The sequence below is a fragment of the Streptomyces sp. CNZ287 genome (assembly GCF_007827615.1).
Genome location: NZ_VISV01000003.1, coordinates 16,778 through 40,559, shown reverse-complemented (window position 1 = coordinate 40,559; position 23,782 = coordinate 16,778). Strand labels below are relative to the sequence as shown.

At 68.4% G+C, this 23,782-nt stretch carries 15 protein-coding genes; 10 read left to right on the top strand and 5 right to left on the bottom strand.

The features are described 5' to 3' along the window. Window positions 1-7: 7 nt before the first annotated feature. The 5 genes from FB457_RS07785 to FB457_RS07770 form a co-directional block, all read right to left on the bottom strand. Window positions 8-820, bottom strand: a complete 813-nt coding sequence (locus FB457_RS07785; RefSeq protein ID WP_052770521.1) for a maleylpyruvate isomerase family mycothiol-dependent enzyme — start codon at window positions 818-820, stop codon at window positions 8-10. Then, window positions 817-1,476 carry a cutinase family protein gene (locus FB457_RS35150; protein WP_186461945.1) on the bottom strand — a complete coding sequence of 220 codons (660 nt, stop codon included), beginning with the start codon at window positions 1,474-1,476 and terminating at the stop codon, window positions 817-819. Before FB457_RS35150 ends, FB457_RS07785 begins: the two co-directional genes overlap by 4 nt. Further along, window positions 1,473-1,880, bottom strand: coding sequence for a hypothetical protein (locus FB457_RS35145; RefSeq protein WP_047018909.1), 408 nt, complete (start codon window positions 1,878-1,880; stop codon window positions 1,473-1,475). The genes FB457_RS35150 and FB457_RS35145 overlap by 4 nt, the downstream gene beginning before the upstream one ends. Before the next feature lie 79 nt (window positions 1,881-1,959). After that, window positions 1,960-3,078 (bottom strand): serine hydrolase domain-containing protein, encoded by a 1,119-nt coding sequence (locus FB457_RS07775; RefSeq protein WP_047018910.1) that lies wholly within the window; start codon window positions 3,076-3,078, stop codon window positions 1,960-1,962. Window positions 3,079-3,136: 58 nt separating this feature from the next. Beyond that, window positions 3,137-3,538 carry an ArsR/SmtB family transcription factor gene (locus FB457_RS07770; RefSeq protein WP_047020512.1) on the bottom strand — a complete coding sequence of 134 codons (402 nt, stop codon included), beginning with the start codon at window positions 3,536-3,538 and terminating at the stop codon, window positions 3,137-3,139. A 120-nt stretch (window positions 3,539-3,658) separates the two neighbouring features. Here FB457_RS07770 and FB457_RS07765 point away from each other — a divergent pair, with 120 nt between their 5' ends. The 10 genes from FB457_RS07765 to aepY all read left to right on the top strand — a co-directional run bounded on the left by FB457_RS07765 (window position 3,659) and on the right by aepY (window position 23,744). Next, the gene (locus tag FB457_RS07765; RefSeq protein ID WP_145781336.1) at window positions 3,659-5,092 is read left to right on the top strand and encodes an FAD-dependent oxidoreductase; all 1,434 of its coding nucleotides are present in this window, start codon (window positions 3,659-3,661) and stop codon (window positions 5,090-5,092) included. A gap of 36 nt (window positions 5,093-5,128) precedes the next feature. After that, a complete protein-coding gene (locus FB457_RS07760; protein WP_047018912.1) occupies window positions 5,129-6,589 on the top strand; it encodes an MFS transporter in 1,461 nt (486 codons plus the stop codon). A gap of 243 nt (window positions 6,590-6,832) precedes the next feature. Continuing rightward, on the top strand, window positions 6,833-9,199 hold the full coding sequence (locus FB457_RS07755) for a molybdopterin-containing oxidoreductase family protein (RefSeq protein WP_486588974.1): 2,367 nt from the start codon (window positions 6,833-6,835) through the stop codon (window positions 9,197-9,199). Window positions 9,200-9,843: 644 nt separating this feature from the next. Further along, on the top strand, window positions 9,844-10,989 hold the full coding sequence (locus tag FB457_RS07750) for a CTP synthase (RefSeq protein WP_253911489.1): 1,146 nt from the start codon (window positions 9,844-9,846) through the stop codon (window positions 10,987-10,989). Window positions 10,990-11,009: 20 nt separating this feature from the next. After that, the gene (locus tag FB457_RS07745; RefSeq protein WP_047020514.1) at window positions 11,010-11,759 is read left to right on the top strand and encodes an SDR family oxidoreductase; all 750 of its coding nucleotides are present in this window, start codon (window positions 11,010-11,012) and stop codon (window positions 11,757-11,759) included. A 52-nt stretch (window positions 11,760-11,811) separates the two neighbouring features. Further along, window positions 11,812-13,131, top strand: coding sequence for a 3-phosphoshikimate 1-carboxyvinyltransferase (gene aroA, locus FB457_RS07740; RefSeq protein ID WP_047018914.1), 1,320 nt, complete (start codon window positions 11,812-11,814; stop codon window positions 13,129-13,131). Beyond that, window positions 13,128-14,684 carry a 2,3-bisphosphoglycerate-independent phosphoglycerate mutase gene (gene gpmI / locus FB457_RS07735; RefSeq protein WP_047018915.1) on the top strand — a complete coding sequence of 519 codons (1,557 nt, stop codon included), beginning with the start codon at window positions 13,128-13,130 and terminating at the stop codon, window positions 14,682-14,684. The genes aroA and gpmI overlap by 4 nt, the downstream gene beginning before the upstream one ends. A 2-nt stretch (window positions 14,685-14,686) precedes the next feature. Next, complete coding sequence (locus FB457_RS07730; protein WP_145781334.1) at window positions 14,687-21,511, top strand: type I polyketide synthase; 6,825 nt, start codon at window positions 14,687-14,689, stop codon at window positions 21,509-21,511. Then, window positions 21,508-22,626, top strand: coding sequence for a ketoacyl-ACP synthase III family protein (locus tag FB457_RS07725; protein WP_078898514.1), 1,119 nt, complete (start codon window positions 21,508-21,510; stop codon window positions 22,624-22,626). The genes FB457_RS07730 and FB457_RS07725 overlap by 4 nt, the downstream gene beginning before the upstream one ends. Then, the gene (gene aepY / locus FB457_RS07720; protein WP_047018916.1) at window positions 22,623-23,744 is read left to right on the top strand and encodes a phosphonopyruvate decarboxylase; all 1,122 of its coding nucleotides are present in this window, start codon (window positions 22,623-22,625) and stop codon (window positions 23,742-23,744) included. The genes FB457_RS07725 and aepY overlap by 4 nt, the downstream gene beginning before the upstream one ends. The last annotated feature ends 38 nt before the right edge of the window (window positions 23,745-23,782 follow it).

Genomic DNA, 23,782 nt, shown 5'->3' with positions numbered 1-23,782 from the left:
TTCCGGTTCAGATGCGGTAGAAGAGGTTGAGGAAGCGTCCGGCGAGCCGCTGGTCTCCCCGGCAGGTTCCGGTGTTGGCCCGGCCGAAGGCGGCCAGGACGAGACTGGCGGGGTCAAATTCCAGGACGGTGTGCTGGTCGTCGACGGGTCCGGGGGTGAAGGCGATTCCGTCGCCGGTGATATCGGCGCGTGTGGTTCCGGCATGAGGGCCCGTGGTGACGCGGATGCCGATGCTGAAGGGTTCGGTGCCGGCGGTGTCGCTGGTGTTCTGCCACATCAGGAAGCAGACGGGAACGAGGATGTCGGCGGCATCGGCGTTCAGCACGTGACAGTCGTCGAGTCCTTCACGGATGTCCCAGGTGTGGACGATGTAGTCGAGGACCTGACAGATGGGCAGGAAACAGGCAGGAACGGGGCCCATGTACTTGTGCGGTACGAGGAGTTCGGTCCACTCGCTGTCGGACAGCTCACCGGTCACCTTGAGGATTTCGTCGAGGAGGCCCCGCAGTCGGGCCAGAAGCTCGTCCTGGGCGACGTTGCGCAGGGCGAGGGCGTCCTCGTCCATGATGCGTGCCATGTCACGGACGTTGAGAGGGCCGACAGGGTCTGCCTTGCCGCGGGCGGCGGCGAAGGAGTTGAGGTAGACCGCGGTGGTGTCGGCCATGTGGGCTATGACGTCCCGGACCTGCCAGTGCCCGGCGGCGGTGGGAGATTCCCAGTGGGCGGGGTCGGCTGCCAGGGCCAGCATGGTGTCGGCTTCGCGCCGCCATATCCGGTCGAGGTTCTTGCGGCTGGCGGGTTCCATGAAGTTCCAGCTCAACGGGGTTCTCCCTGTGTCAGATCGGCGGCGAGTCTTTCGAGAGCGAACGCGGCGCCCTGTGCGGGCATGTCGTTGGTGAGGTAGGCCAGGTGGGCGAGGTAGGTGCCGCCGCTGCCCTGGCAGGCGAGGTCGCCTTGGGCGCAGTAGTTCTGGAGCCGGTCCTGCCAGTTCTTCAGCTGGCCTGGTGGGCGGGGGTTGCCGCTTTGGCGACCGGGTTCGAAGGTGCCCCTGTTGAAGGGCTCCCCGTCGGTGAAACGGGGGTCTCCGTAGAGGAGGACCGCGCTGATTCGGGCTGCCGCCCGGGGTGAGAGCTCGGCGGCATCCTGGCCTGCGGTGCGCTGTGAGGGGGGCAGGAGCGTCTCGCCGATGACCCAGGCGCCCTGGGAGTAGCCCATGAGGACGTGCAGGCGGTGGGGTGCGGCGGCTGTGCTCTGGTTGAGGAGGTCGGCCAGGGCCCTCACTCCTTGGCCGACGCTGGCGGCGAAGTCGAAGGTGGCGGGGTATTCGAGTTCGGTGTAGGTGGTGTGGCGGTGCGGGCTCTGTTCGATGATGCGAGCACCGAGCGGGCGCAGGAGGTTGCTGCCGGTCTGCGGTTCGGTGGTGCCGCGTACGCCGACGAGTGCGATGTCGGGCCGCACGTGCGGTGCGGTACTCACGCGCTGGTTCCGGCGAGGGCGGCCTCGACTTCCTGTTGGGTGAAGTTCCCGCTGGCGACGATCTGACCGGCGATCATGACCATGGGAGGCCGGGCCGTGCCGCGTACCAGCTGGCTCTGGATCTCGGCGAGGATTTCGGGGCTCAGTGCACCCGCGAGTGCTTCGGTGGCTGAGACGAGTCGTGCGCGGGCGGGCGATCCGGTGGCGGTGATCGCCTCGGTGACGGTCTTGACCGCACGCTCTTCGGCGGGTGCCGCGGCGGGGTTGCAGCAGCTGTCGGTGATGATGAGTACCTCTCGGGGCTGCTGCTGGGCTGCTGTGTTCTGCGGGGCCGGTGCGGCTGCGGGGGCACCGCAGCAGGCCGGGCTCGCGGTGTCGGCCTGCGAGTTGGCGGAGGACGTCATGGTCGTGGCTCCTTGGCTGGGTATGACGAATCGGCGCTCGTCACCCGGTGTGGGGGCGGCGCCCGCGGGCGGGTGGAGGTCAGGCGGTACGGCCGAGGGCCGAGTAGAGCTCTGCGGCGACGGTATGGGCGGCGTGGGAGTCCGCTGTGAGGCGGTTCTTGGTCAGGGCGAAGGCGATGCCGTGCGTGGGGTCGGCGAAGGCGGCGCTGCCGCCGCTGCCGGTGGTGCCGAAGGACTGGGGTGAGCCGCCGGCCCAGGTAATGCCGTGGAAGTAGCCGAGCGTTTTGGGGCTCGGGTGGCCGAGCATGCGGTCCTCGGCGGAGACGGCCGGCCGGGCGGCCTCTTCGGCGGTGCTGGCGGGCAGGAGGTGTATGCCATCGGTATCGGTGAGAAGAGCTGCGTACATGCGGGCGACGGCGGCCGCGGTCATGGTGCCGGCCGAGGGGATGTGGGCGCTGAGGTAGTTCTTCTGGTTGCCGAGTTCGGTGCCTGCGGCGACGGGCCGCGGGGATGCGGTGAAGATGGCCGCGGAGTCGGGCAGCGAGGCGATCGCGGCATCCCAGCCGCCGTCCACGAGGGTGGCCGTACGGTGGTGTTCACTGCCGGGCAGGCCGAAGAAGAGCGAGTCCTCGACGCCGAGAGGGCCGGAGACGTAGCTGCGCAGGGCTGCGGAGAGCGGAAGCCCGGTGACCCGGCGGACGACCTCGCCCAGGATCCAGCCGAAGGTCCAGCCGTGGTACCCCATCGCCGTTCCGGGCTCCCACAAAGGGGTCAGGCCGGCGATGCGTGCACACATCGCGTCCCAGTCGGTCATGTGGGCGGGGACGGTGTCGGCCGGCAGGTGCGGTACCCCCGCGGTGTGGGTCAGGACGTGCCGGAGAGTGATGCGTTCTTTGCCGTGTGCTGCGAAGTCCGGCCAGTACTCGGCCACAGGGGTGTCGTAGTCGAGTCCGTGGCGCGCGGCAACGGCGTGGGCCAGGGTCGCGGTGACGCCTTTGGCCGTGGAGAAGCTGTGGATGAGGGTGGCCGGGGTCAGGGGCCTGTCGGCGGCCGGGTCCGCGGTGCCCGCTGCGGCATCGGCCACCAGTTCGCCCTGGAAGTAGGCGGCGGCCTGGAGGCCGGTCTCTCGTCCTTGCGCGACCAGGCGGTCGAGGGACTCCTGGACGCGCTGCTGCACCTGATGGGTCATGGCAGCCATCGGGCAAACTTCTCCCCTCGCCGGGCCCGTCAGGGACACGGCGTCACATGGTCGGGTACTAGCGAGCGGACTCCGGCTGGGAACAGTTCTCGTTGCCGGGGGCGGTGCTGGAGCATTCGGTGCTCTGTGGGCTGAGCGAGGCGAGCGTGGCCAGGAGCTGGACGGGCTGGACGAGGGCGTCGCAGCAGAGCGAGTAGATGTTGCTGCGCCCCTTGGGTGTCGCAAGCACCAGGCCCTGCTCGCGCAGCGGGGTCAGGTGATGGCTGACGAGGGTCTGCGACATGCCGCTGGCATCTGTGAGCTCGCGCACCGACCGTGCTCGTTCGGCCAGCAGAAGCATGAGAGTCAGCCGGTTCTCGTCTGCCAGTGCCTTGAGGAGCGGGGCCAGACGCCGGGCGCGCTCCGAAGCCGTGGGCAGCGTCGACACGTCCCACAGCTCGATGTCCAGTTCACGTCCCATGACGCCATTGAACCACATCTCATTGCTATCACCAAAGCATGCTGGTATTAATCGTAAAGCTTGTTCGTTGGGGGGTTGCGCTTCTCGCTGCCTCCAGGTCCCCACTGAAGGAAGAAATCCATGCCGGAGAGCGCAAACGGCCCGGGCAGGACCGTTGTCGTGATCGGAGCCGGACCCGTGGGTCTGGCCGCAGCCGCCCACCTCGTGGAACGCGGCCTGGAGCCGGTCGTGCTCGAAGCCGGTGAGCACGTGGCCAGCGCAGTCGCCGACTGGAGCCACATCCGGCTGTTCTCGCCCTGGCGCTACAACGTGGACTCCGCGGCCCGTCGTCTGCTGGAGCAGACGGGCTGGCAGGCGCCCGATCCCGAGGCACTGCCCAGCGGGGGCGAGCTCATCGAGTCCTATCTGCTGCCCCTGGCGTCCACCGCGGCGCTCAGTGGGCGCATCCACACCGGCCGGAAGGTGGTCGGGGTGACGCGGGACGGACTGGACAAGGTCCGCAGCGCCGGCCGCGAGGACCGCCCATTCCTGGTGCGCACCACCGATACGTCCGGCGCCGTCAGCGACATCAGGGCGGACGCGGTCATCGATGCCTCCGGTGTCTGGGGGCAGCGCAACCCCATGGGCGCGGCAGGTCTGCCCGCCGCCGGGGAAAGCGCGGCAGCATCCTTCCTCAGCGGGCCGCTGCCCGACGTGCTGGGCAAGGAGCGCGCCCGTTTCGCAGGCAAGCGCGCTCTGGTCGTCGGGATGGGCCACTCTGCGGCCAATACCCTGCTGGCTCTTGCGGAGCTGGCCGTGAGCGAGCCGGGAACCTCGATCACGTGGGCCATCCGCAGCGCCCGTGCCGACCGGCTGTACGGCGGGGGCGACGCTGACGGACTGCCCGCACGCGGAGCTCTCGGCAGCCGGCTGAAGAGCCTCGTCGACTTCGGTGTGATCACCCTGGTGCCGCAGTTCTCGATCACCGGGTTCGAGACCGGCGACGGCTGCTGCGGAGGGGGCGGGGCGGTGACCGTACACGCGGTGACCGCCGATGGCCCTCGCTCGGTGGAGGCGGACACCGTGGTCGCCGCCACCGGCTTCCGGCCCGATCTGGACATGCTGCGCGAGGTACGACTGAGCCTGGACACCGCGGTGGAGGCGCCCTCCGCCCTGGGTCCGCTGATCGACCCCAACAACCACAGCTGCGGAACCGTCCCGCCCCACGGCGAGCGCGAGCTGGCCCACCCGGAGCCCGGTTTCTACATCGCCGGCGTCAAGAGCTACGGGCGCGCCCCCACCTTCCTTCTGGCGACGGGGTACGAGCAGGTGCGCTCGATCGCCGCGGCACTGGCAGGCGACCGCGCGGCGGCCGACGCCGTCGAACTGGACCTGCCGGAAACCGGCGTGTGCTCGACCGACCTCCCGGACAACTCGGATGCGGACTGCTGCAGCGCTCCGGCCGCCCCGCAGGGTTTCGCCAGCGGTTCCCTGCACGGCTATTCCGGCGAACCGACCTCCGCGGCCGCGCCGACGCCCTCGTGCTGCGCAGCACCGGACACCGCCTCCCACTGACCCCTTCTCATTCCACAGAGAGCTGCGATTCCTGCCATGACTTCTGCCGCTTCCGAACCTCAAGTGCGCTGGTCCGCCAAGCAACGGGCACTCCTGGCCGTCCTGTGTCTGGCGCTCCTCCTGGACGGTCTGGACGTCACGCTCGTCGGTGTGGCCCTGCCCGAGATCGGTGCCGACCTCGGCCTGGACACCGCCCAACTGCAGTGGATCGTCAACGGCTACCTGCTGGGCTACGGCGCCCTGCTGTTGCTGGGCGGCCGCACCGCCGACCTGGTGGGGCGCCGAAAGGTCTTCCTTGTCGCGCTGGCAGTGTTCGCCATCGCCTCGCTGATCGGCGGGCTGGTCGACGACGGGCTTCTCATCATCGCCACCCGGTTCGTCAAGGGCGTCGCCGCCGCGTTCACCGTCCCCACCGGGCTGTCGATCATCACGACGACCTTTCCCGAGGGGAGGCAGCGCAACAAGGCCATCGCCATCTACACCGCGTTCGGCGCTTCCGGGTTCTCCTCCGGCCTGGTCATCGGCGGTCTGATGACCGGACTGAGCTGGCGCTGGACGTTCCTGTTCTCCGTCCCCATCGCGTTCGGCGCACTCGTCGTCGGCATCTTCCTGATTCCCCGCGACCGGCCCAACGCTCGCGGCCGCTACGACTTCCTCGGTGCTCTCACTATGACTGCGGGCCTGCTGCTGCTGGTGTATACCGTGGTCAACGCGCCAGAGGTGGGCTGGGGAGCTTCGCGGACCTTGCTGTCCTTCGTCGGTGTGGTGGTTCTCCTCGCGGCATTCGTCGCCGTGGAACGCAAGGTGGACAGTCCGCTGGTGCCTCTGCGGGTGTTCCGCCGAGGTGCGCTCATGAGGGCGAACTTCTCGTTCATCGCCCTGCTCGGTTCCTACTTCAGCTTCCAGTTCCTCATGACGCTCTACCTCCAGGGGACGCTGGGGTGGAGCCCGCTCGAGCTGGCGCTGGCGCTCCTGCCCATCGGTCTCATCGTCGCCTTCGGCGCTCCCGCGGCCGGCCGGCTCATCCCCCGTTTCGGGACAGCCAAGCTCATCGTGTTCGGCCTGTCCGCCGAGGCGATCGGGTTCATTCTGCTTCTGCGGCTGACCACCGACCCGGCGTACGTGTCCCTGATCCTGCCCACCGTCGTTCTGGTGGGTATCGGATTCGCGTTCGTCTTCCCCTGCGCCAACGTGCAGGCGGTGACCGGTGTCGAGCCCGGCGAGCAAGGTCTGGCAGCAGGCATGCTGCAGGCGAGCGGGCAGATCGGTGCAGCCGTCGTCCTGGCGGTCACCACCGCCATCATCGCCATGGACGGCGCCGACGGCGCACAGCCTTCGGCACAGGAGGTCCTCGACGAGTTCCGTCCCGGGCTCGTCTTCGCCACTGCCGTCGCGCTGGCAGGTGTCGTCCTCGTTCTGATCAAGCGGCGCACGCCGCAGCCGAGTGCCGCTTCCGAGTCCGCACTCGCACCCGAGGCGGACACTCCCGCCAAGTAGTCCGGATCCGGTGCGGGCGCGATGACGCGCCCGCACCGGGCTCTGCCACGTCGTCCCACAGGCGCCGAAAGGAACGACCCACTGATGGAGCACCGCACACGCATATCGCGCCGCAGTATCGTCATCGGCACCGCCGCTCTGGGCACCGCAGGAGCCGTACCGGCCCAGCAGGCCGCAGCCCAGGCGCAGGCGAACACGGCAGCGCGCGGCACTACGCGCGTACCGGGCACCGGCCGACCCACGATGCGCAGCATCGACTTCACCGACGGCTCGGCCGCACTTACTCCTGACCGGACGGTGGCCACCGCCTGCCAGTTCTGCAACGCGAACTGCCGGCTGCACGTGGATCTGAAGGCGGACCGCGTCATCGGCATCCGCGGCGAGGAGCAGGATGCGGTCCAGGACGGCAGCATCTGCGTCAAAGCCGAGATGATGCCCGAACTGGTCTACAACGAGGCTCGTCTGACCTCTCCTCTGCGCCGCGTGTCGGGTCCGAAGGGATCGCGCGAGTCCCGGTTCGAGGAGATCAGCTGGACCGAGGCGCTGGAGACGATTGCCCGCCGCCTCCTGCACTTGCGCGATACCGGGCAGGCCCACACCATCGCCAACCGGGCCACGGGCAGGATGCCCCAGGGCACTACCGCCGTGATCGCTCGTCTCTTCGCCCTGCTCGGAAGTCCCAACAACATCGACGTCGGCCCCGTCTGCAACGACGCCGGCGGCAACGCCCTGGCCGCGACCTTCGGCATGGGGAACTTCACCAACGGCTACGGGGTGGACGCCGCAACCGGCAAGCAGGACCTCGGCGCCGCCCGGCATCTGCTGTTCCTCGGCACGAACCAGGCCGAAACGCATCCGGTCACCTTCGAGTACCTGCTGCGCCGGCGGGAGGAGACCGGGGCGACCCTCACTGTCGTGGACCCCCGCCTCACCCCGACAGGCACGGAGGCCGACCGGTGGGTTTCCCCCAAGCCGCACACCGACTACGCGCTGGTGTTGGCCATGCTGGATCACATCATCCGTAACGGCCTGTACGACCGCCAGTTCGTGAAGCGCTGGGTGACGGGGTTCACCGAACTCGAGCGTCACCTCGCGCAGCGCGGCTACACGCCCGCGTGGGCCGCTGAGGTGACCGGGGTACCAGAGACCACGATCACCGAGATGGCGGAGGAGTACGCGAGCGCTCGTCCGGCCGCGATTTTCTGCAACGCGGGAATCTCCCACCAGCTCGGCGCGTTCGACACCTACCGCACTCTGGCGTTCCTGGCCGCCGTCACCGGCAACATCGGCGTCCCGGGGGGTGGCTGCAACTTCATGCACAACACCTGGCCCGGCGCGCTGGAGCTGCCCGCCCTCGATGGGGCGTTGCCCAAGGTGCGGGAGGCGTTGCCCGTGGGGCCGGACTACTTCGCCGAGTCGATTCTCACCGGGGAGCCTTACCGTCTCAAGGCGGTGATCACCCAGGGCAATCCGCTGGTCTCCTCGGCGAACACCACCAAGGTCCGCGAGGCGTTCGAGCAGCTCGAATTCTACGTCTACACCGGGCTGTTCATGGAGGAGCCGGCCTACTACGCCGACATCATTCTGCCCGTGTGCAGCGGTCTGGAGATGGACGGCGTCTACATGCGCCGCGATGACCGCGCCATCCGGTGGCAGGACCAGGCGGTGCCGCGGGTCGGTGAGTCCAAGCCCGACTGGGAGGTCTGGGTCCAGCTCGGACGGACCATGGCACGGCTGGACACACGCGGGCCGGCCGGTCAGTGGACGAAGGCCTTCCCCGCACGATGGGACAGCTATGCGAACCTGTGGGCCGACTTCGTCGAGCACACCCCCGGCATGGGCGGGATGAGCCGCGCCCGTCTGAGGAAGCGCTCCGAACCACTGCGCTGGCCCTGCCCCACCGACCGGCACCCTGGAGTGAGCACGCTCTTCGCCGACCACCCCAGCTGGTACGAGGCAGCGGCCTCTTTGTCCCCCGCGCACCGGGGCAAGCGGTTCCTGACGCCGAGCGGCAAGGTGGAGATCACCACGCCTGAACTGGAGTCCGGCCTGAAGGCTTCGGGCCACAGCGCACTTCCGGTCTTCTACACCCACCCGGAGGTCACCGGGGCGCATCCCACGGTGCGTTTCGAGGAGGGCTTCGTGCCCAACCCCCTGACTCCGCGTGCCGTGACCCACCCGGTGGTCCTGGGCGTACAGGGCAGCGATGCGGTTCACCGCGACTTCCCGCTGATGGGGATGACAGGACGGCCCAGCGTCGTGCATTTCGCCGAGGTCACGCACTGGACGCGTACCGGCAAGCAGCTCAACGGCGTCCGGTTCGTTCAGATCCACCCCCGCACAGCAAGGCTGAACGGCATAGCCGACGGGGACGAGGTGAAGGTCGAGAGCCCACGGGGCTCGGTGACAGGACATGCTCTGGTGTGGGAAGGGATCCGCCAGGACACCGTGTTCGTTCCCAACACGTTCGGCCCGGCGCAATCCGTCGGCGATGTCTTTGGTGCCTCCCGTTACGAGCCCGCCAACGTTCTGCTGGACGACCGCTTCTACGACAACATCTCGGGCCAACAGGCTTACAAGTGCTTTGCGTGCCGTGTGACCAAGGTCTGACGTCGCGCCCCTGCTGACCCGGCGCCGGACCGAACACGGCGAAGGGTCAGCAGGAAAGCCTGGCCCACAGCGCAAGAGTCATCGGCGAAGCCTCATCGAGGACTTGGCCAGGTGTGTGCGTACCCATGATCTCTCCCCCGTCAGTGGTCGGCGCCCGGAAGCATCTGCCGCCAGGCCGTGAGCCGCTATCTCACCTTCCGGAACTGTCCTGTTGTGATCAACTTCCGACCGGTCCAACATCGACATGCTTCTAACTTGACATGTATCGAAGCAGAGACGCAACCCCTCATTTCGCTTCCACCCCCGGATGACATGCAATTCGGCCGCCCGCTCGCGCCGGGCACTTGCGGGAGCGCCCGCATCTCCATCTGCGGTGCAGGGGCGAGTGGTTGACATACCCGTCGGAGCGCTCCTAGTGTCGGCCACTGCTTCGGCGTTCATCGATATCGTGTTCGCCGTACTGCGGTCCGCCGGTCCCCTGCTGCCGTGTGCGCCGCTCTTCACCGCTCTGCGAGCCGTGTTGCTGCCAGGGCGAGTTCTGGTGCCGCGTCGCGTCCCCGACCGGCCGTAACCATATGTCCTGAAACCGACGCTGCGTTCCGCCGCGCAGCGTGATGCCGTCACGCCCACAAGAGGGAGAACCCGTGTCCGCTGCGCGCAGGCCGCTGCTGGCCTTAGTCGGAGACCAGTACAACCACCAGGAGCCGGCCCACCCCCGGATCGAACCGCTGCTTCCCGCTCTGGGAATCGACACCCAGTGGATACCGACCAGGCACATCGACGACTCCACCGACTTCTCGGTCTACGACGGCATCTGGGTCGTTCCCGGCGCGCCCTACCACGCACAGCAGGGCGTCCACCGCGCTCTGCGTCACGCTCGTGAAGCGGGGCTACCGCTGCTGGGCACCTGCGGCGGCTTCTACAGCGCCGTGCTGGAGTACGCGCAGAACGTACTGCACCTGCCGGAGACCGCCGAGCTCGGCGACGACATCGCGCCGATCGAGAAGCTGATCCTGCCGCCGACCTGCACCGCCGACAACAACAACTGGGTCCCGTTGTTCCTTCGCGAAGGATCACGGCTGTCGGCCATGTACGGGGGGCGCACCGAGATCCAGGAGATCCTGCAGTGCGACTACGGCATGGTGAAAGAGTTCCTGGACGCCGCCACTCAGGGTGATGTCCGGTTCAGCGGCTGGGACGACCGCGATGCCCCGCGTGCCCTGGAAATCACCGGGCACCCGTTCTACGTCGCCTGTCTCTTCCAGCCGGAACTCTCCAGCGCCCCGGGCGCGGTGCACCCGGTCGTGGCGGGATTCGTGACCGCTGTATACGAAAAGGCCGGCGTCCCCGTGCCTGACTTCACCGCCCCCGTGGCCGGGGCGCCCGACGTCGACATCGCCGAGTACGAGCAGGTTCTCAACAGCGTTCGCAACGATCCGCACACACAGGACGCGTTCACCGCCGACTCGCAGTTCAAGCAGGTCGAGGCCGGTGCCGGCCTGCGGGCGGTCACGCGATCCAGTGCCGCGGGCGATGTTCGGATCGTGAGCGTGCAGAACATCTCGCCGGAGCCCCGTGCGTTCTCCCCCGCGGAGTTGCTTCCGCAGGCAAAGGAATGGGGCACGCCCGTCGTCTTCCTGAGCGGCAGGATGGAGAGCAGGGAGGCCGACGGCGCTCGGCTCACCTGCACACTGGCGCCCGGAAGCGTGGTCTGGCTGGGGGCGTTCCCGGCCGGCAGCGCCCCCGTTCCCGACTCGTTCACCGAGCCGACTGCGGCCGGGGCGTCGTGACCTCCGCCTCCGCTGGCACGTTGGTCGCCGTCGTCACGGGCGCCGGAAGCGGAATAGGGGCGGCCACCGCGGTTCGCCTGGCGGACGAGGGCTACAGCGTGGTGCTGGTCGGACGGCGCCAAGAGCGCCTTGAGGCGGTTGCCAAGAAGGTCGAGGCACGCGGCAGCCAGGCCGTTGTCCAGGTCCTCGACGTCACGGACGTGGCTGCGGTCACAGCCTTCGGGCTGAAGCTCGAGCGCTGTGACGTTCTCGTCAACAACGCCGGCGGTGCCATCGGCACCGAAGAGGTGGAGGGGGCGGACCCGGCGGACTGGCGGGTGATGTACGAGACGAATGTCCTCGGCTCCCTGCACGTGACACAAGCCCTGCTCCCGCTCCTGGTGAGCAGCGGCAACGGAACGGTCGTCGTGCTGTCGTCGACCGCCGCGTTCACCGTCTACGAGGGGGGCGGCGGTTACAGCGCGGCCAAGCACGGCCAGCACGCGCTGGCCGGAACTCTGCGCATGGAACTGTGCGGCCGCCCTGTACGGGTCGTCGAAGTCGCGCCGGGGATGGTCCAGACCGAGGAGTTCAGCCTCAACCGCTATCGCGGCGACCACGCCAGATCGGCCGCCGTGTACGCCGGGGTCGACCAGCCTCTGGTCGCCGACGACATCGCCGATGTCATCGCATGGGCAGTGACGCGACCCGCTCACGTGAACGTGGACTTCCTTGTGGTCCGGCCACGGGCTCAAGCCGCTCAGCACAAGGTGCACCGCGCCGACGTGTAGTACCCGACTCCCCTGTATCCCGGGTCATTTCAGACGGAGGAGAGAACACATCATGACCGGTCTGCCGAAGAATCCGATCCTCGACCTCGCCGAGTACGAAGTGACCCCGGTCAAGAGCGTGGATGCCACGGTTCCCGTGCTGGGGTCCAAGAGCTACACAAATCGGCATCTGGCGATGGCGGGGCTCAGCAGCGAGCCGACCACGCTGCACAACGCACTGCTGTCGCAGGACACCCTGCTGCTCGCCGATGCTCTGCGCGCCTTCGGTCACGTCACCGTCGGCATCGACGAGGCCACGAACACCGTCACCGTCACGCCCAACGGCAAACAGATGACCGCACCGGCGGACGAGATCAACATGGGCAACGCCGGTACCCCGATACGCCTGCTGATCACGATGGCGGGACTCGCCCACGGCACCACCGTTCTGACCGGCTCGGAACGGATGCAGGAGCGTCCGATGGGGCACCTCCTGGACGCGCTCGACCCGCTCGGCGTCCCGGCGCTCGACCTGCGGGGCAACGGCTGTCCGCCGATCTCCGTAGAAGGTCCTTCCCTGGTAGGCGGCCCCGCGTACATGCACGGCACCGTCAGCAGTCAGTTCACGAGCAGTCTGCTGATCAGCGCCCCGTACGCCCGTGAGGACGTGGAGGTCAGCCTTATCAGTGAGCTGCTGTCGAAGCCGTACGTGGATATGACGGTCGCCGCGATGGCGGCCCGCGGCGTTCAGGTCGAGCGGCAGGGCTACCGCTCGTTCACCGTCCGCGCCGGCCAGCGGTACACCGGTGGTGATGTCACCGTCGAGCCGGACGCCTCCGGCATGTCGTACTTCCTGGCAGCCGCGGCCATCCTCGACGGGCGCGTCACCATTCCCGGTATCAGCGGCGACTCCGTCCAGGGCGACGTCGACCTGGTCCGGGCACTGGTGAGCATGGGCTGCAAAGCAGATGTCACCGGCGACAGCATCACCTTCGAGGGGTCGGACAACCTCACCGGCATCGAGATCGACATGGTCAACATGCCCGACGTGGTGCCGACCCTCGCCATCGTGGCCGCCTACGCCCAGGGCACGACGCACATCACCGGCATCGGCAACCTGCGGTTCAAGGAATGCGACCGCATCGATGCCGTCGCAACCGAACTGACCAAGATGGGCGTCACGGTCCGCACCACCAAGGACACCATGACCGTCGAAGGCGGCCGGCCGCACGGGGCGGTGATCGACACCTACGACGACCACCGCATCGCGATGGCCTTCGCGATCTGCGGGCTGCGCACTCCCGGCGTGATCATCCGTGACCCGGGTTGCGTCACCAAGTCGTTCCCCACCTTCTGGGACCGGCTTGCCGGGCTCGACCAGGATGCCTCGTGACCCTCACACCCGGCATCCTCCTCATCCTCGACGGCTGGGGCGAGGCAGCGCCCGGTCCGGGGAACGCCGTCGCCGCAGCTTCCACCCCTCATCTCGACGCACTGCGGGCCCGCTGCTCCAGCGTGCTCCTTCAGGCTTCCGGCATCGCCGTCGGCCTGCCCGAGGGTGTCGTCGGCAACTCCGAGATCGGCCACCTCGTCATGGGAGCCGGCAGGCCACTGGAGTACGACAGCCTCCTCGTACACCGGCAGGCGGAATCCGGCGCCCTGCGTCAGCACGCGGTCCTGTCGGCAACGTGTGGCCGCCTCGCCGGATCCGGCCGGGCGCTGCACGTGGTCGGCCTCTGTTCGGACGGGCGGATTCACTCCGACCTGTCCCACATCGGTGAGCTGCTGGGCGCAGCGGCCGACGCGGGGCTGAGCCGGGTGTGGCTGCATGCGATCACCGACGGACGGGATGTCGCCGACGGAACAGCGGTCGACTACCTGCGGCGTCTTCGGAAGATGGCCGATGCGGCCGGAACCGGAACGATTGCCACGGTGATCGGCCGTAACTACGCCATGGACAAGAGCGGCCGCCGCGATCTCACCGAGCGCGCCGCCGGTCTGATCGCCGACGCCGTCGGCGAGCGCACCGCACCGGACGAGGCCGCTGCCGTGGGAAGCGAAGGCGACGGTTGGACGGCTTCCACGGTGCTGAACGGTGGCCCCGCCTATCCGGGCATCGTGGACGGCGACGCCGTGCTGTTCGCGAACTTCCGCAGCGACCGCACCACGCCGCTGGTCGACCTGCTGTACGCACGTCTGGAGTCCAGCGGGCGCACGCAGGTGCGTCTGCTCAGCCTCGCCCGGTACGACACGGACACGCCGTTGGAAACGCTCGTTGAGCGTGCTGACGCCTCCGGCGGGCTGGCCGATGTCCTTGATGAGCTCGGTGTGCGTTCGGTGCGGATCGCGGAGCACGAGAAGTTCGAGCACGTCACGTTCTTCATCAACGGGCGTTCGACGGCGGAACGCCCCTGCGAGCGGCACCAGAAGGTGCCCAGTGCGTTCGGTCCGCACTACGTGGAGCATCCGCAGATGAATCTGCGCGAGGTCACCGGCCAGGTCATCGAGGCATCCGCCAGTCCGGACATCCCGCTGGTCATCGCCAACCTGGCGAACATCGACGTCGTCGGGCACACCGGCGACTACGAGGCCACTGTCCGGGCCGCCGAGGTGACTGATGAGGCGGTCGGCCGGATCTGTCAGGCGGCAGCCGGGCACGGGCGGTGGGTCGTTCTGGTCGGGGACCACGGCAACGCGGAGCAGATGATCCAGACCGGCGCCGACGGCACGGTGCGTCCGTACGGCGGTCATACCCACAACCCGGTGCCGTTCGTTCTTGCCACCCCCGATGGCCGGCGTCTGGCCGCCGATCTGTCTCCGCAGTCCCTCACGCTGCCTGCCGTTGCGCCGACAGTTCTGGACCTTCTCGGCGTTCCGGCCCCTTCCGTCATGTCGGCCCCCTCACTGCTGAGTGGAGCCGGCAACCGAGCTGAACACAAGGACTGACCATGCAGACCAACTCAGATCGCGCCGCTGAGGGTGGCACGGACGGGAAGCGCCGCGAGCAGGCCGAGCCGATCGCGATCATCGGCATGGCCGGACGCTTCCCCGGATCGCCGGACATCGACACATTCTGGGATCAACTGCGCGCCGGTACCGACGCGATCAGCGAGATACCGCGTGACCGCTACGACGTCGAGGCCATCTTCGAACCGTCCCCGAGTTCGCCGGGCCGGACTTCCAGCAAGTGGGGCGGCTTCCTGGAACGGATCCAGGAGTTCGACGGAGAGTTCTTCGGGATTTCGCCCCGGGAAGCGTCCCGCATGGATCCCCAGCAGCGTCTGCTGCTGGAGACCACCTACGACGCCCTTGAGGATGCCGGGCAGGACCTGGGCCGTATCGGAGGATCGAACACCGGTGTCTACATGGGCCAGCTCGGCGGCGACTACTGGCACATGCAGTACCGGAACCCCCAGGACCTCGAGTTCTACGGACTGATCGGGTCTGCCGCCCGCGCCATGACCTCGGGCCGCGTCGCCTACTCCTTCGACTTCCGTGGCCCGAGCGTCACCCTGGACACCGCCTGTTCGTCCTCACTGACGGCCGTGCACATGGCCGCCCAGTCGATCCGGTCAGGCGAGACCACGATGGCGGTGGCCGGCGCAGCCAACGTGGTGCTCCTGCCGGAGGAAGGCACTGTCTACTCCGGTGCACGGATGCTGGCGAGCGACGGGCGCTGCAAGTTCGGTGACGCATCGGCCGACGGCTTTGTACGCAGTGACGGGGTGGGCGTCGTCATTCTCAAGTCGCTCTCCCAGGCCCGGGCCGACGGGGACCGGGTAAGGGCGGTCATCCTGGGCAGCGCGATCGGCAATGACGGGCAGAGCAGCGGCTACCTGGTCACACCGGGAGTCGAAGGGCAGCGGGACGTCCTGCTGCGTGCCTATGAGCAGGCGGGCATCAGCCCGGCCGAGATCGACTACCTCGAGGCGCACGGCACCGGCACCAGCGTCGGCGACATGGTGGAACTGGAAGTCTTCGGGCAGGTCCTGGGACCGGGCCGTCCGGTCGACCAGCCGTGCCTGGTGGGCTCCTCCAAGACGAACATCGGCCATGCGGAGGCCGCAGCCGGTATGGCCGGCCTCATCAAGACCGTGCTCAGTCTCGAGCACGGCGCGGTGCCCGCGAACCTTCACCAGAACACGCCCAACCCGGCCATCCCCTGGGACACCCTCCCGGTGCGGCTGCCGAGCACGTACACGCCCCTGCCCGACCGCGGCCGGCCTCACCTGGCTGGAGTCAGCAGTTTCGGTCTCACCGGAGCCAACGCCCACGTGGTGCTGTCGGCGCCGGAACCCCGTCCCGCGCAGAAGAGCGGCAGCGCCGGGGAGCCCGGTGCGCATCTGCTCGCGCTGTCGGCTGTCGGACCTGAAGCGCTGATGGAGCTGGCCGGCGCCTGGGCCGACGTTCTGGACGACGAGGGTCCGTCCGCGCCGTCCCTGCAGGACCTCACCTACAGCGCCTTGCAACGGCGCAGCCACTTCGACTGCCGGCTGGCCATGGTCGTGGCCTCTCGCGGCGAAGCTGCGGCCATTTTGCGGGAGTTCGCCGAAGACGGTGAAGCGCACGGTTCGGCTTCGGCTCTCTACGTGGAGGAGGAACGCCCCCGCGTCGTGTTCGTCTTCCCCGGTCAGGGATCACAGTGGATCGGAATGGGACGCCAACTCCTGGCCACGGAGCCGGTGTTCGAGCAGGCCATGACGGCCTGCGACGGTGTGATCAGCCACGAGAACGGCTGGTCGGTCATCGAGTTGCTGAACAGCGACGACACCGAGCGCTTCGCCCGTGTGGACGTCATTCAGCCCACCTTGTGGGCCATGGAGATCGCTCTGGCCGAGCTGTGGCGTTCCTGGGGAGTGGAGCCCGACGTCGTGATCGGGCACTCCATGGGCGAGGCAGCCGCCGCCTACATCAGTGGTGCGCTGTCGCTGGCGGACGCCGGCGCGGTGATCTGCCGGCGCAGCCGGATGGCCCGGCGCCTGAGCGGTCACGGCACGATGGCCTGGGTGGAGCAGTCCGCACAGCAGGCGAGCGAAGCCATCGCCGGCTACGAGAACTCGGTGGCGATCGCGGCTGCCAACAGTCCTACTTCCACGCTGCTGTCCGGGGACCGCCAGGCGCTGGAAGAGATCCTGGCCAAGCTCGACGAGCAGGACGTGTTCAACCGCTGGATCAACGTTGACTATGCCTCCCACGGGCCGCAGATGGACGCCATCCGCGCAGACCTGCTGTCCGAGCTGAAGCAGTTGAGCCCTCAGGCGGGCACCATCCCCGTGCACTCCACCCTCCTCGGCGAAACGATCGACGGCTCCCGGATGGACGCCGAGTACTGGGCGCGCAACATTCGCGAACCCGTCAACTTCGTCGACGCCGTACGTACTCAACTGGACACGGGAAACACCGTCTTCGTGGAGATCAGCCCCCACCCGGTCCTGGCCTCCGCGATCGCTGCCACAGCTGAGGCTCACGGGCAGCCCAGCACGGCCGTCGGCTCCCTGCGTCGGGACGACGACGAGCGGGAATCACTCCTCACCTCGGTGGCCAAGCTGCACACCGCGAACGTCGCCTTCGACTGGGAGAAAGTCACCGGCGGCGGCCGCTTCGTCCCACTGCCCCGCTACCCGTGGCAGCGTGTCCAGCACTGGATCGAGGAGACTGAGGGGCCGACGTCCTCCGGCGGCGCACCCGCGGAACGTCTTGAGGAAACAGATCTCCCCCCGGGCGTCGTCCACACCCACCCGCTCCTGGGCGCAGCCGTCCCCGCTCCTTCGGGGACACGCACATGGCAGGGACCCGTCGACCGGGCACGCAACGCCTACCTCCATGACCACCAGGTGCAAGGCTCCGTCATCTTCCCGGGCACCGCGTACATCGAGCTCGCCGCGGCGGCCGCGGCAGAGATCCACGGGGACGCACCGGTCTCCGTCCGCGACATCCGCTACCGCGAAGCACTGTTCCTGGACGAGGGCGCCGCCGAGGTCCGCGTCACCCTGACCCTGACCGGTTCTGCTCCCGAGTACTCCCTGCAGGTCCACAGCCAGGCATCGTCGGCGTCCCCGTGGGTCCTGCACGCCGAGGCTACGGTGAGTCCGTGTGCGGCACCCGCCGGCACCGCCGAGGCTGTCGCCGACATCAGGTCCCGCGCAGGCCGGCACCAGGACAAGACCGTGTTCTACCCCTGGCACGCGGCGCGCGGCAATCAGTGGAACGGTGCGTTCCAGGCCGTGGAGGACGTCTGGATGGCCGAGGGCGAGGCCCTGGCACGTCTGGCCGCCCCATCGTCCGTGCTGGCCGACTGGGACGCTCACCGTTTCCACCCGGCCGTTCTGGACGCAGCGGCGCACTCCCTCGTCGCCGCACGGCCGGACATCGAAGAGGGCCAGGACCACGCGTTCGTCCTGGGAGGGATCGACCAGGTCCGGATCTTCCGGCGGCCGGGCACCCGGCTGTGGAGTCACTGCGTTCTGAAACCGGAGGCACGCGAAGACTCGTTCACGGGCGACGTCCGCATCCTCGACGAAACCGGAGCCCTGGTGGCCGATATGACCGGCCTGCGCCTGCAGTACCTCCGGGGGCACGCTCCAGCTCCGCTGGCATCCGCACCGGACGCTGACGAGGAGGACGGACCCGGCGACTGGCTGTACGAGCTGCAGTGGACGCCGGCAGCGCCCCTGACGACACCTGCTGTTCAGCAGGACGGAACGTGGGTGGTGCTGACGGACTCCGGCCACATCGGGCGCAATGTCGTCAAGGGGCTGCAGAGAAGGGGCCAGCGGGTCGTCGTCGTCACCGCCGCCCGCGGGTACGCGACGACCGGTGCGGACCGGCATCGAGTGGACCCGGCTTCACGTGATGACCTCGCCAAGATCCTCATGGAAACAAGCCAGGACTCCACGATCCGCGGCATCGTCCATATGTGGAGCCTGGACGCCACCGTCTCGGGCGATGCGAACGATGCGGAGATCCGACGGGCCGAAGACCTGACCTGCCGTAGCGCAGTGCACCTCTCCCAGGCACTGGCAGAGGCGCACCATGACCGGCCACCACGGTTGTGGCTGGTGACGCGCTCGGCGCAGCTCGTACAGCGCCAGGACCAGGTCAAGTCTCCGTTCCAGGCCCCGATATGGGGGCTGGGCCGCACGCTGGCCATCGAGCATCCGGACTGGCAGACGAGCCTGGTCGATCTCGACGACGCCCCTTCCAGCGTCGACGCTCTTCTCACGCACCTGCTGCATGCGGACGGCGAATCCCAGGTCGGCTTGCGTGACGGCCGGCGGCTGGCCGCCCGCCTGGTCCGCAAGGAAGTCGGCGCTGCAGAAGCTGCCGGGGCTCCGGCGGGTCATGTCGTGATCGAGGTCAGCCACGGCGGCATCGGCGCCAGAGACGGCAACCGTTTGACCGATCCCGCGTTCATGTGGGGGTGCGCAGGCGTCGTCGCAGCAGTCGGGGACGGCACTGACGGAGTTGTTACCGGCGACACCGTTCTCGCTCTGGTGCAGGGGCCGCTCGCCGGTACGGTGACCGTCCCGGCCTCCGTCGTGGTGTCGAAGCCTGCCGCCCTGACGGCGGCCCAGGCAGCCACGCTGCCGCGCAGCTTCGTCACCGCATACCGCGCTCTGCACGATGTGGCACGTGTGGCCACTGCGGAGCGGGTTGCCGTCGACGACACCACGGGCGAGCTGGCCGAGGCCGCCGCGAAGGTCGCCACAGCCTTGGGGGCCACCGTGGTCTCCAGCGAGGCCCGGGATCTGGATGTGCTGGTGACCTCGGGTTCAGGTCGGAAGAACGCGTCAACCGCCCGGCAGTTGAGTCCGGGCGGACGCTACGTGGATTGCAGTGCCACGTTCGGCTCCTCGCCCGGGCATCTCTCTGCCGAGGACTTCTCCCACAACCGCGCCTTCCACACTGTCGAGCTCGCAGAGCTGTTCTCCCGCGCTCCGCAGGAACTGGGCACGGCGCTGAGGCAGGTCTGTGGGCTCGCGGAGCGGGGGGTCCTGCGAACGGCCGGCTTCACGGAACTGTCCCGGAAGGAAGCCCAGGCCGCGCAGGGGGAAACGGGTCCGGTCGTCGTTGCGCTCTCTCAGCACACCGCCCAGGAGAGCGACGTGGAAAAGGCCGACTTCTCCGTTTTTGCCCATGCGACCTATCTCGTCACCGGTGGGGTCGGAGGCATCGGAGGCCGTGTCGCTTCCTGGCTGGCGGACCGAGGAGCCCGACACCTGCTCCTGACGGGGCGCACCGCTCTGCCGCCGTGTGAGGAATGGGGGAGCGTAGTGCCCACCGACCCAAATTATGGGCAGGTGTCGCTCCTTCGGTCGCTGGCCGGGCGCGGTATCGAGGTGGAGTACGCCGCTGTGGACGCGGCGGATTTCGACTCCATGCGGATGGTGCTCGCGGAGCGTGAGGCGGCTGGTCTGCCGCGGCTGCGTGGGGTGCTGCACGTCGCCGGAACGATCGACTACACGCTGGTGCGGGATCTCGAGTCGCCGCAGATCAGCGCCGCGTTGCACTCGAAGGTGTCAGGCGCATGGGCTCTTCACCGATTGACCCGGGACCAGCGGCTGGACTTCTTCGTCCTCTTCTCGTCCGGGTCGGCTCTGCTCGGCTCACCTCTGCTCGGCGCCTATGCGGCGGGGAACGCGTTCCTGGACGCTCTGGCGCACTACCGGTTGCAGCGTGGCCAGGCGGCGTCCGTCGTCAACTGGGGGTTCTGGGGCGGCGTGGGCATGATGGCGCGCAAGGCCCAGGAGGATGAACGGGACGTTGTTCCGCAGGGCATGCAGCACTTCACCCCCTCGCAGGGGTTGGCCGTCCTGGAGCATCTTCTGCAGCATCAGTGTGACCAGGCAGCCGTGCTCCGGGTGGACTGGCCCGTATGGGCGCAGGCATACCCCGCTCTGGCGTCGACTCCGCAGTTCCGGGGGCTGGCGCAGGGCGAAGCGGGCTCCTTGTCGGGGAAGGCGCCGGTCGCTGAGCAGCAACTGGTGACGCCCGGCCCCGCGGCGTCCGCTGTGGTGCAGCCTGCCGTGCGGGAGCCTGCCGCGCCGGTGAGGAAAGCAGCGCGTAGTTCGCCGGTCGTGACTCCGGCATCGCCTGTGGCGCCGGCTGCCGGTGCCGCTGTGCATGACGGTGCTCTGCTGGAGGAGCTGACGGCCACCGTCGCGAGCGTTCTGAAACTGCCGACCAGCCGCGTCAAACCCACCACCCCCCTCAAGCGCATGGGCCTCGACTCCCTCATGGCAGTCGAACTCCGCGCACGCATCGAACGGAACCACCAGACCGACATCCCCGTCACCCTCCTCCTCAAGGGCGGCACCCTCAACAAGATCATCGACCACATCGGCAGCAACACACCCCCCATACCGGCCACAGATCAGGCACGTGTTCCGACACCGACAGAACCGGTCAGCGCCGCACCCGCGCCCGTGAAGCCCAGGGCCGTCGAGCCGACGCCGAAGGCTCCCGTCACCGCCGCCGTCAAGGCCGAACCCGCCCCGCCGACCGGAACGGACGAGGACCCTCTGCTGGAGGAGCTGACGGCCACCGTCGCGAGCGTTCTGAAACTGCCGACCAGCCGCGTCAAACCCACCACCCCCCTCAAGCGCATGGGCCTCGACTCCCTCATGGCAGTCGAACTCCGCGCACGCATCGAACGGAACCACCAGACCGACATCCCCGTCACCCTCCTCCTCAAGGGCGGCACCCTCAACAAGATCATCGACCACATCGGCAGCAACACTCGTGACGCGGACACAGAAGGTGCTGAGCTGTGAAAACACCGGGTATCCACATCGCCGGCCTGGGAACGTACCTCCCGGAGATCATGAGTGCGGAGAAGGCCGTCGAACAGGGCCTCTACTCGGAGGAGGACTACGAGTGGTTCGGCTGGACCGGCGCGGCTGTAGCGGGTGACATCTCCGCCCCGGACATGGCGGTCCACGCCGCCCGTGAGGCCATGGAGCGGGCCGGGCAGGACGGAGCGGGCCTCCGTCTTCACATCCATGCGCACAGCTGGCCGCAGGGCCCGCTGGGCTGGTCTCCTCATCAGTACGTTCTGCACCACGTCACACAGCGTGACGTTCCTTCCTTCCTTATCTGGCAGGCGTGCAGTGGGTTGATCGGCGGAATGGAAATGGCCGCCTCGTACCTGATGGCGCAGCCGGAAGGCTCGGGGGCTCTTCTGACCGGGGCCGACAACTCGGGCAGGCCGGACTTCAACCGGTGGGCGTTCGGGCTTCAGAACGGCGTGATCGGGGACGGCGGCTCGGCGGTGGTGCTGTCCAAACAGGGCGGCTTCGCACGCTTGTTGTCCATCAATTCCGGATCCACACCGGAGCTGGAACAGCTCTACCGCGGCAACGAACCGATCTACTCCCCCGAGAGCGCCGGAGGGGAACGGGTCGACTTCCGCGAGCGGCTGAGTTCGTTCGGAGACGATCTGGGAAACACTGTCGCCGAAGTCGTCAGCCGACAGGGCGAGTTGCGGGCCGAACTGGCCCTGCGGTCGATGGCCGAGGCCGGAATCACCCCGGAGCAGGTCACGCGTGTGGCGCATGTCTTCACCGGCCTGGAGAGCTACCTGAAGGTCATCCTGGACCCGATGGGAGTCAGTTCTGACAAGGGTCTGCTCGAGTACGGCCGCCAGTTCGGCCACCTCACGGTGAACGACCAGATCATCGGTCTGGAGCATCTCGTGGCGACCGGCGAGGTGGGCCCCGGCGACCATGTGCTGATTGTCGCCCACGGAGGCGGCACATCCATCTCCTGTGCGGTCGTGGCCGTCGACACACGCCCTGACTGGGCGTCCGGGCCGGGCGCGGTCACTTCCGCCACACGGACATCCTCCACCGGCCAGACGGCCGGCTTCGCCGAAGGAGGCGGGCGGTGATCGAGGCGGACATCTTCTGCGGTGAACTGGAACAGCGCGGCTTCGCCAGGGCCAGCGGTGTCCCCTGTTCCTTCTTCGGAGGGCCCATCGCCCATCTCAGCCGCACTCCTGGGCGCTACACCCCGGCCGCGAACGAGGGCAACGCCGTGGCTGTTGCGGTCGGAGCGGCGCTGGCGGGTGAGCGCTGCTACGTGATGCTGCAGAACTCCGGGCTGGGCAATCTGGTCAACCCCCTGACATCACTGGTGATGACTTACCGCATACCGGTGCTGACGTTCGTGAGCCTTCGCGGGTGGCCGGACCCCGCCCAGGACGAACCCCAGCACGAAGTGATGGGCGGGATCACCCAGCCCTTCCTGGAGATGCTCGGCCTGCCGCGCTGGATCCTGCGGGCGGATGTGTCGCACGAGGAGTTCAGCGGCATCCTGGATGAGGCCGAGGCCGCAGTGTCCAAAGGGCAGGCACCCTTTGTTCTCGTGGAGAAGGGTGCTGTGGGCAAGTGCCCTCCGGGCGAGGACAGCGCGGCCGAGGCCAGGCAGCACAGCGGTGAGGTGGTGAGCCTGGTCAGCGAGCTGGCCGGCGAGGCGCCGGTGATCGCCACCACTGGTTTCACCGGGCGTGAGCTGTTCGGTCTCGATGACAGGCCGCGCAATTTCTACATGCAGGGCTCCATGGGACACGCCTCGTCCATAGCCCTGGGGGTTGCCCTGGCGCAACCGCGGACCCCGGTCTTCGTCCTCGACGGCGACGGCGCCGCGCTGATGCATCTGGGTGCGCTCTCGGCGATCGGCGACCAGGCACCCGGCAATCTGGTGCACGTCGTGCTGGACAACGGCATCCACGAGTCGACCGGCGGGCAATCCACCACGTCCGCTGGTACGTCCATCGAGGAGGTGGCGCGGGCCGCGGGTTATGCAACGGCGGAACGGTGTCGAAGCCTTGAGCAGGTTCGCGAGCAGGTCACTCGTGCCCTCCACAGCCCGGGCCCGCACCTGATCCTGGTCCCGACCCGTGCCCGCACGGGGCCGATGCCGCCGCGGGCGACTGCCACGCACTCGCCGGAGAACATGCGCGACCGGTTCGCACGGGCCGTGCAGGCGGCGTCCGGCCTCCCGTAATTCCGGAGGCCGGCAACGACGCCAGATCCTCTTCGTCT

Coding starts and splice junctions, on each gene's coding strand:
- FB457_RS07775 (WP_047018910.1), bottom strand. CDS start 3,078: ATGGCTGCCATGACCCATCAGGTGCAGCAGCGCGTCCAGGAGTCCCTC.
- FB457_RS07770 (WP_047020512.1), bottom strand. CDS start 3,538: ATGGGACGTGAACTGGACATCGAGCTGTGGGACGTGTCGACGCTGCCC.
- FB457_RS07765 (WP_145781336.1), top strand. CDS start 3,659: ATGCCGGAGAGCGCAAACGGCCCGGGCAGGACCGTTGTCGTGATCGGA.
- FB457_RS35145 (WP_047018909.1), bottom strand. CDS start 1,880: ATGACGTCCTCCGCCAACTCGCAGGCCGACACCGCGAGCCCGGCCTGC.
- FB457_RS07755 (WP_486588974.1), top strand. CDS start 6,833: ATGCGCAGCATCGACTTCACCGACGGCTCGGCCGCACTTACTCCTGAC.
- FB457_RS07730 (WP_145781334.1), top strand. CDS start 14,687: ATGCAGACCAACTCAGATCGCGCCGCTGAGGGTGGCACGGACGGGAAG.
- FB457_RS07760 (WP_047018912.1), top strand. CDS start 5,129: ATGACTTCTGCCGCTTCCGAACCTCAAGTGCGCTGGTCCGCCAAGCAA.
- aroA (WP_047018914.1), top strand. CDS start 11,812: ATGACCGGTCTGCCGAAGAATCCGATCCTCGACCTCGCCGAGTACGAA.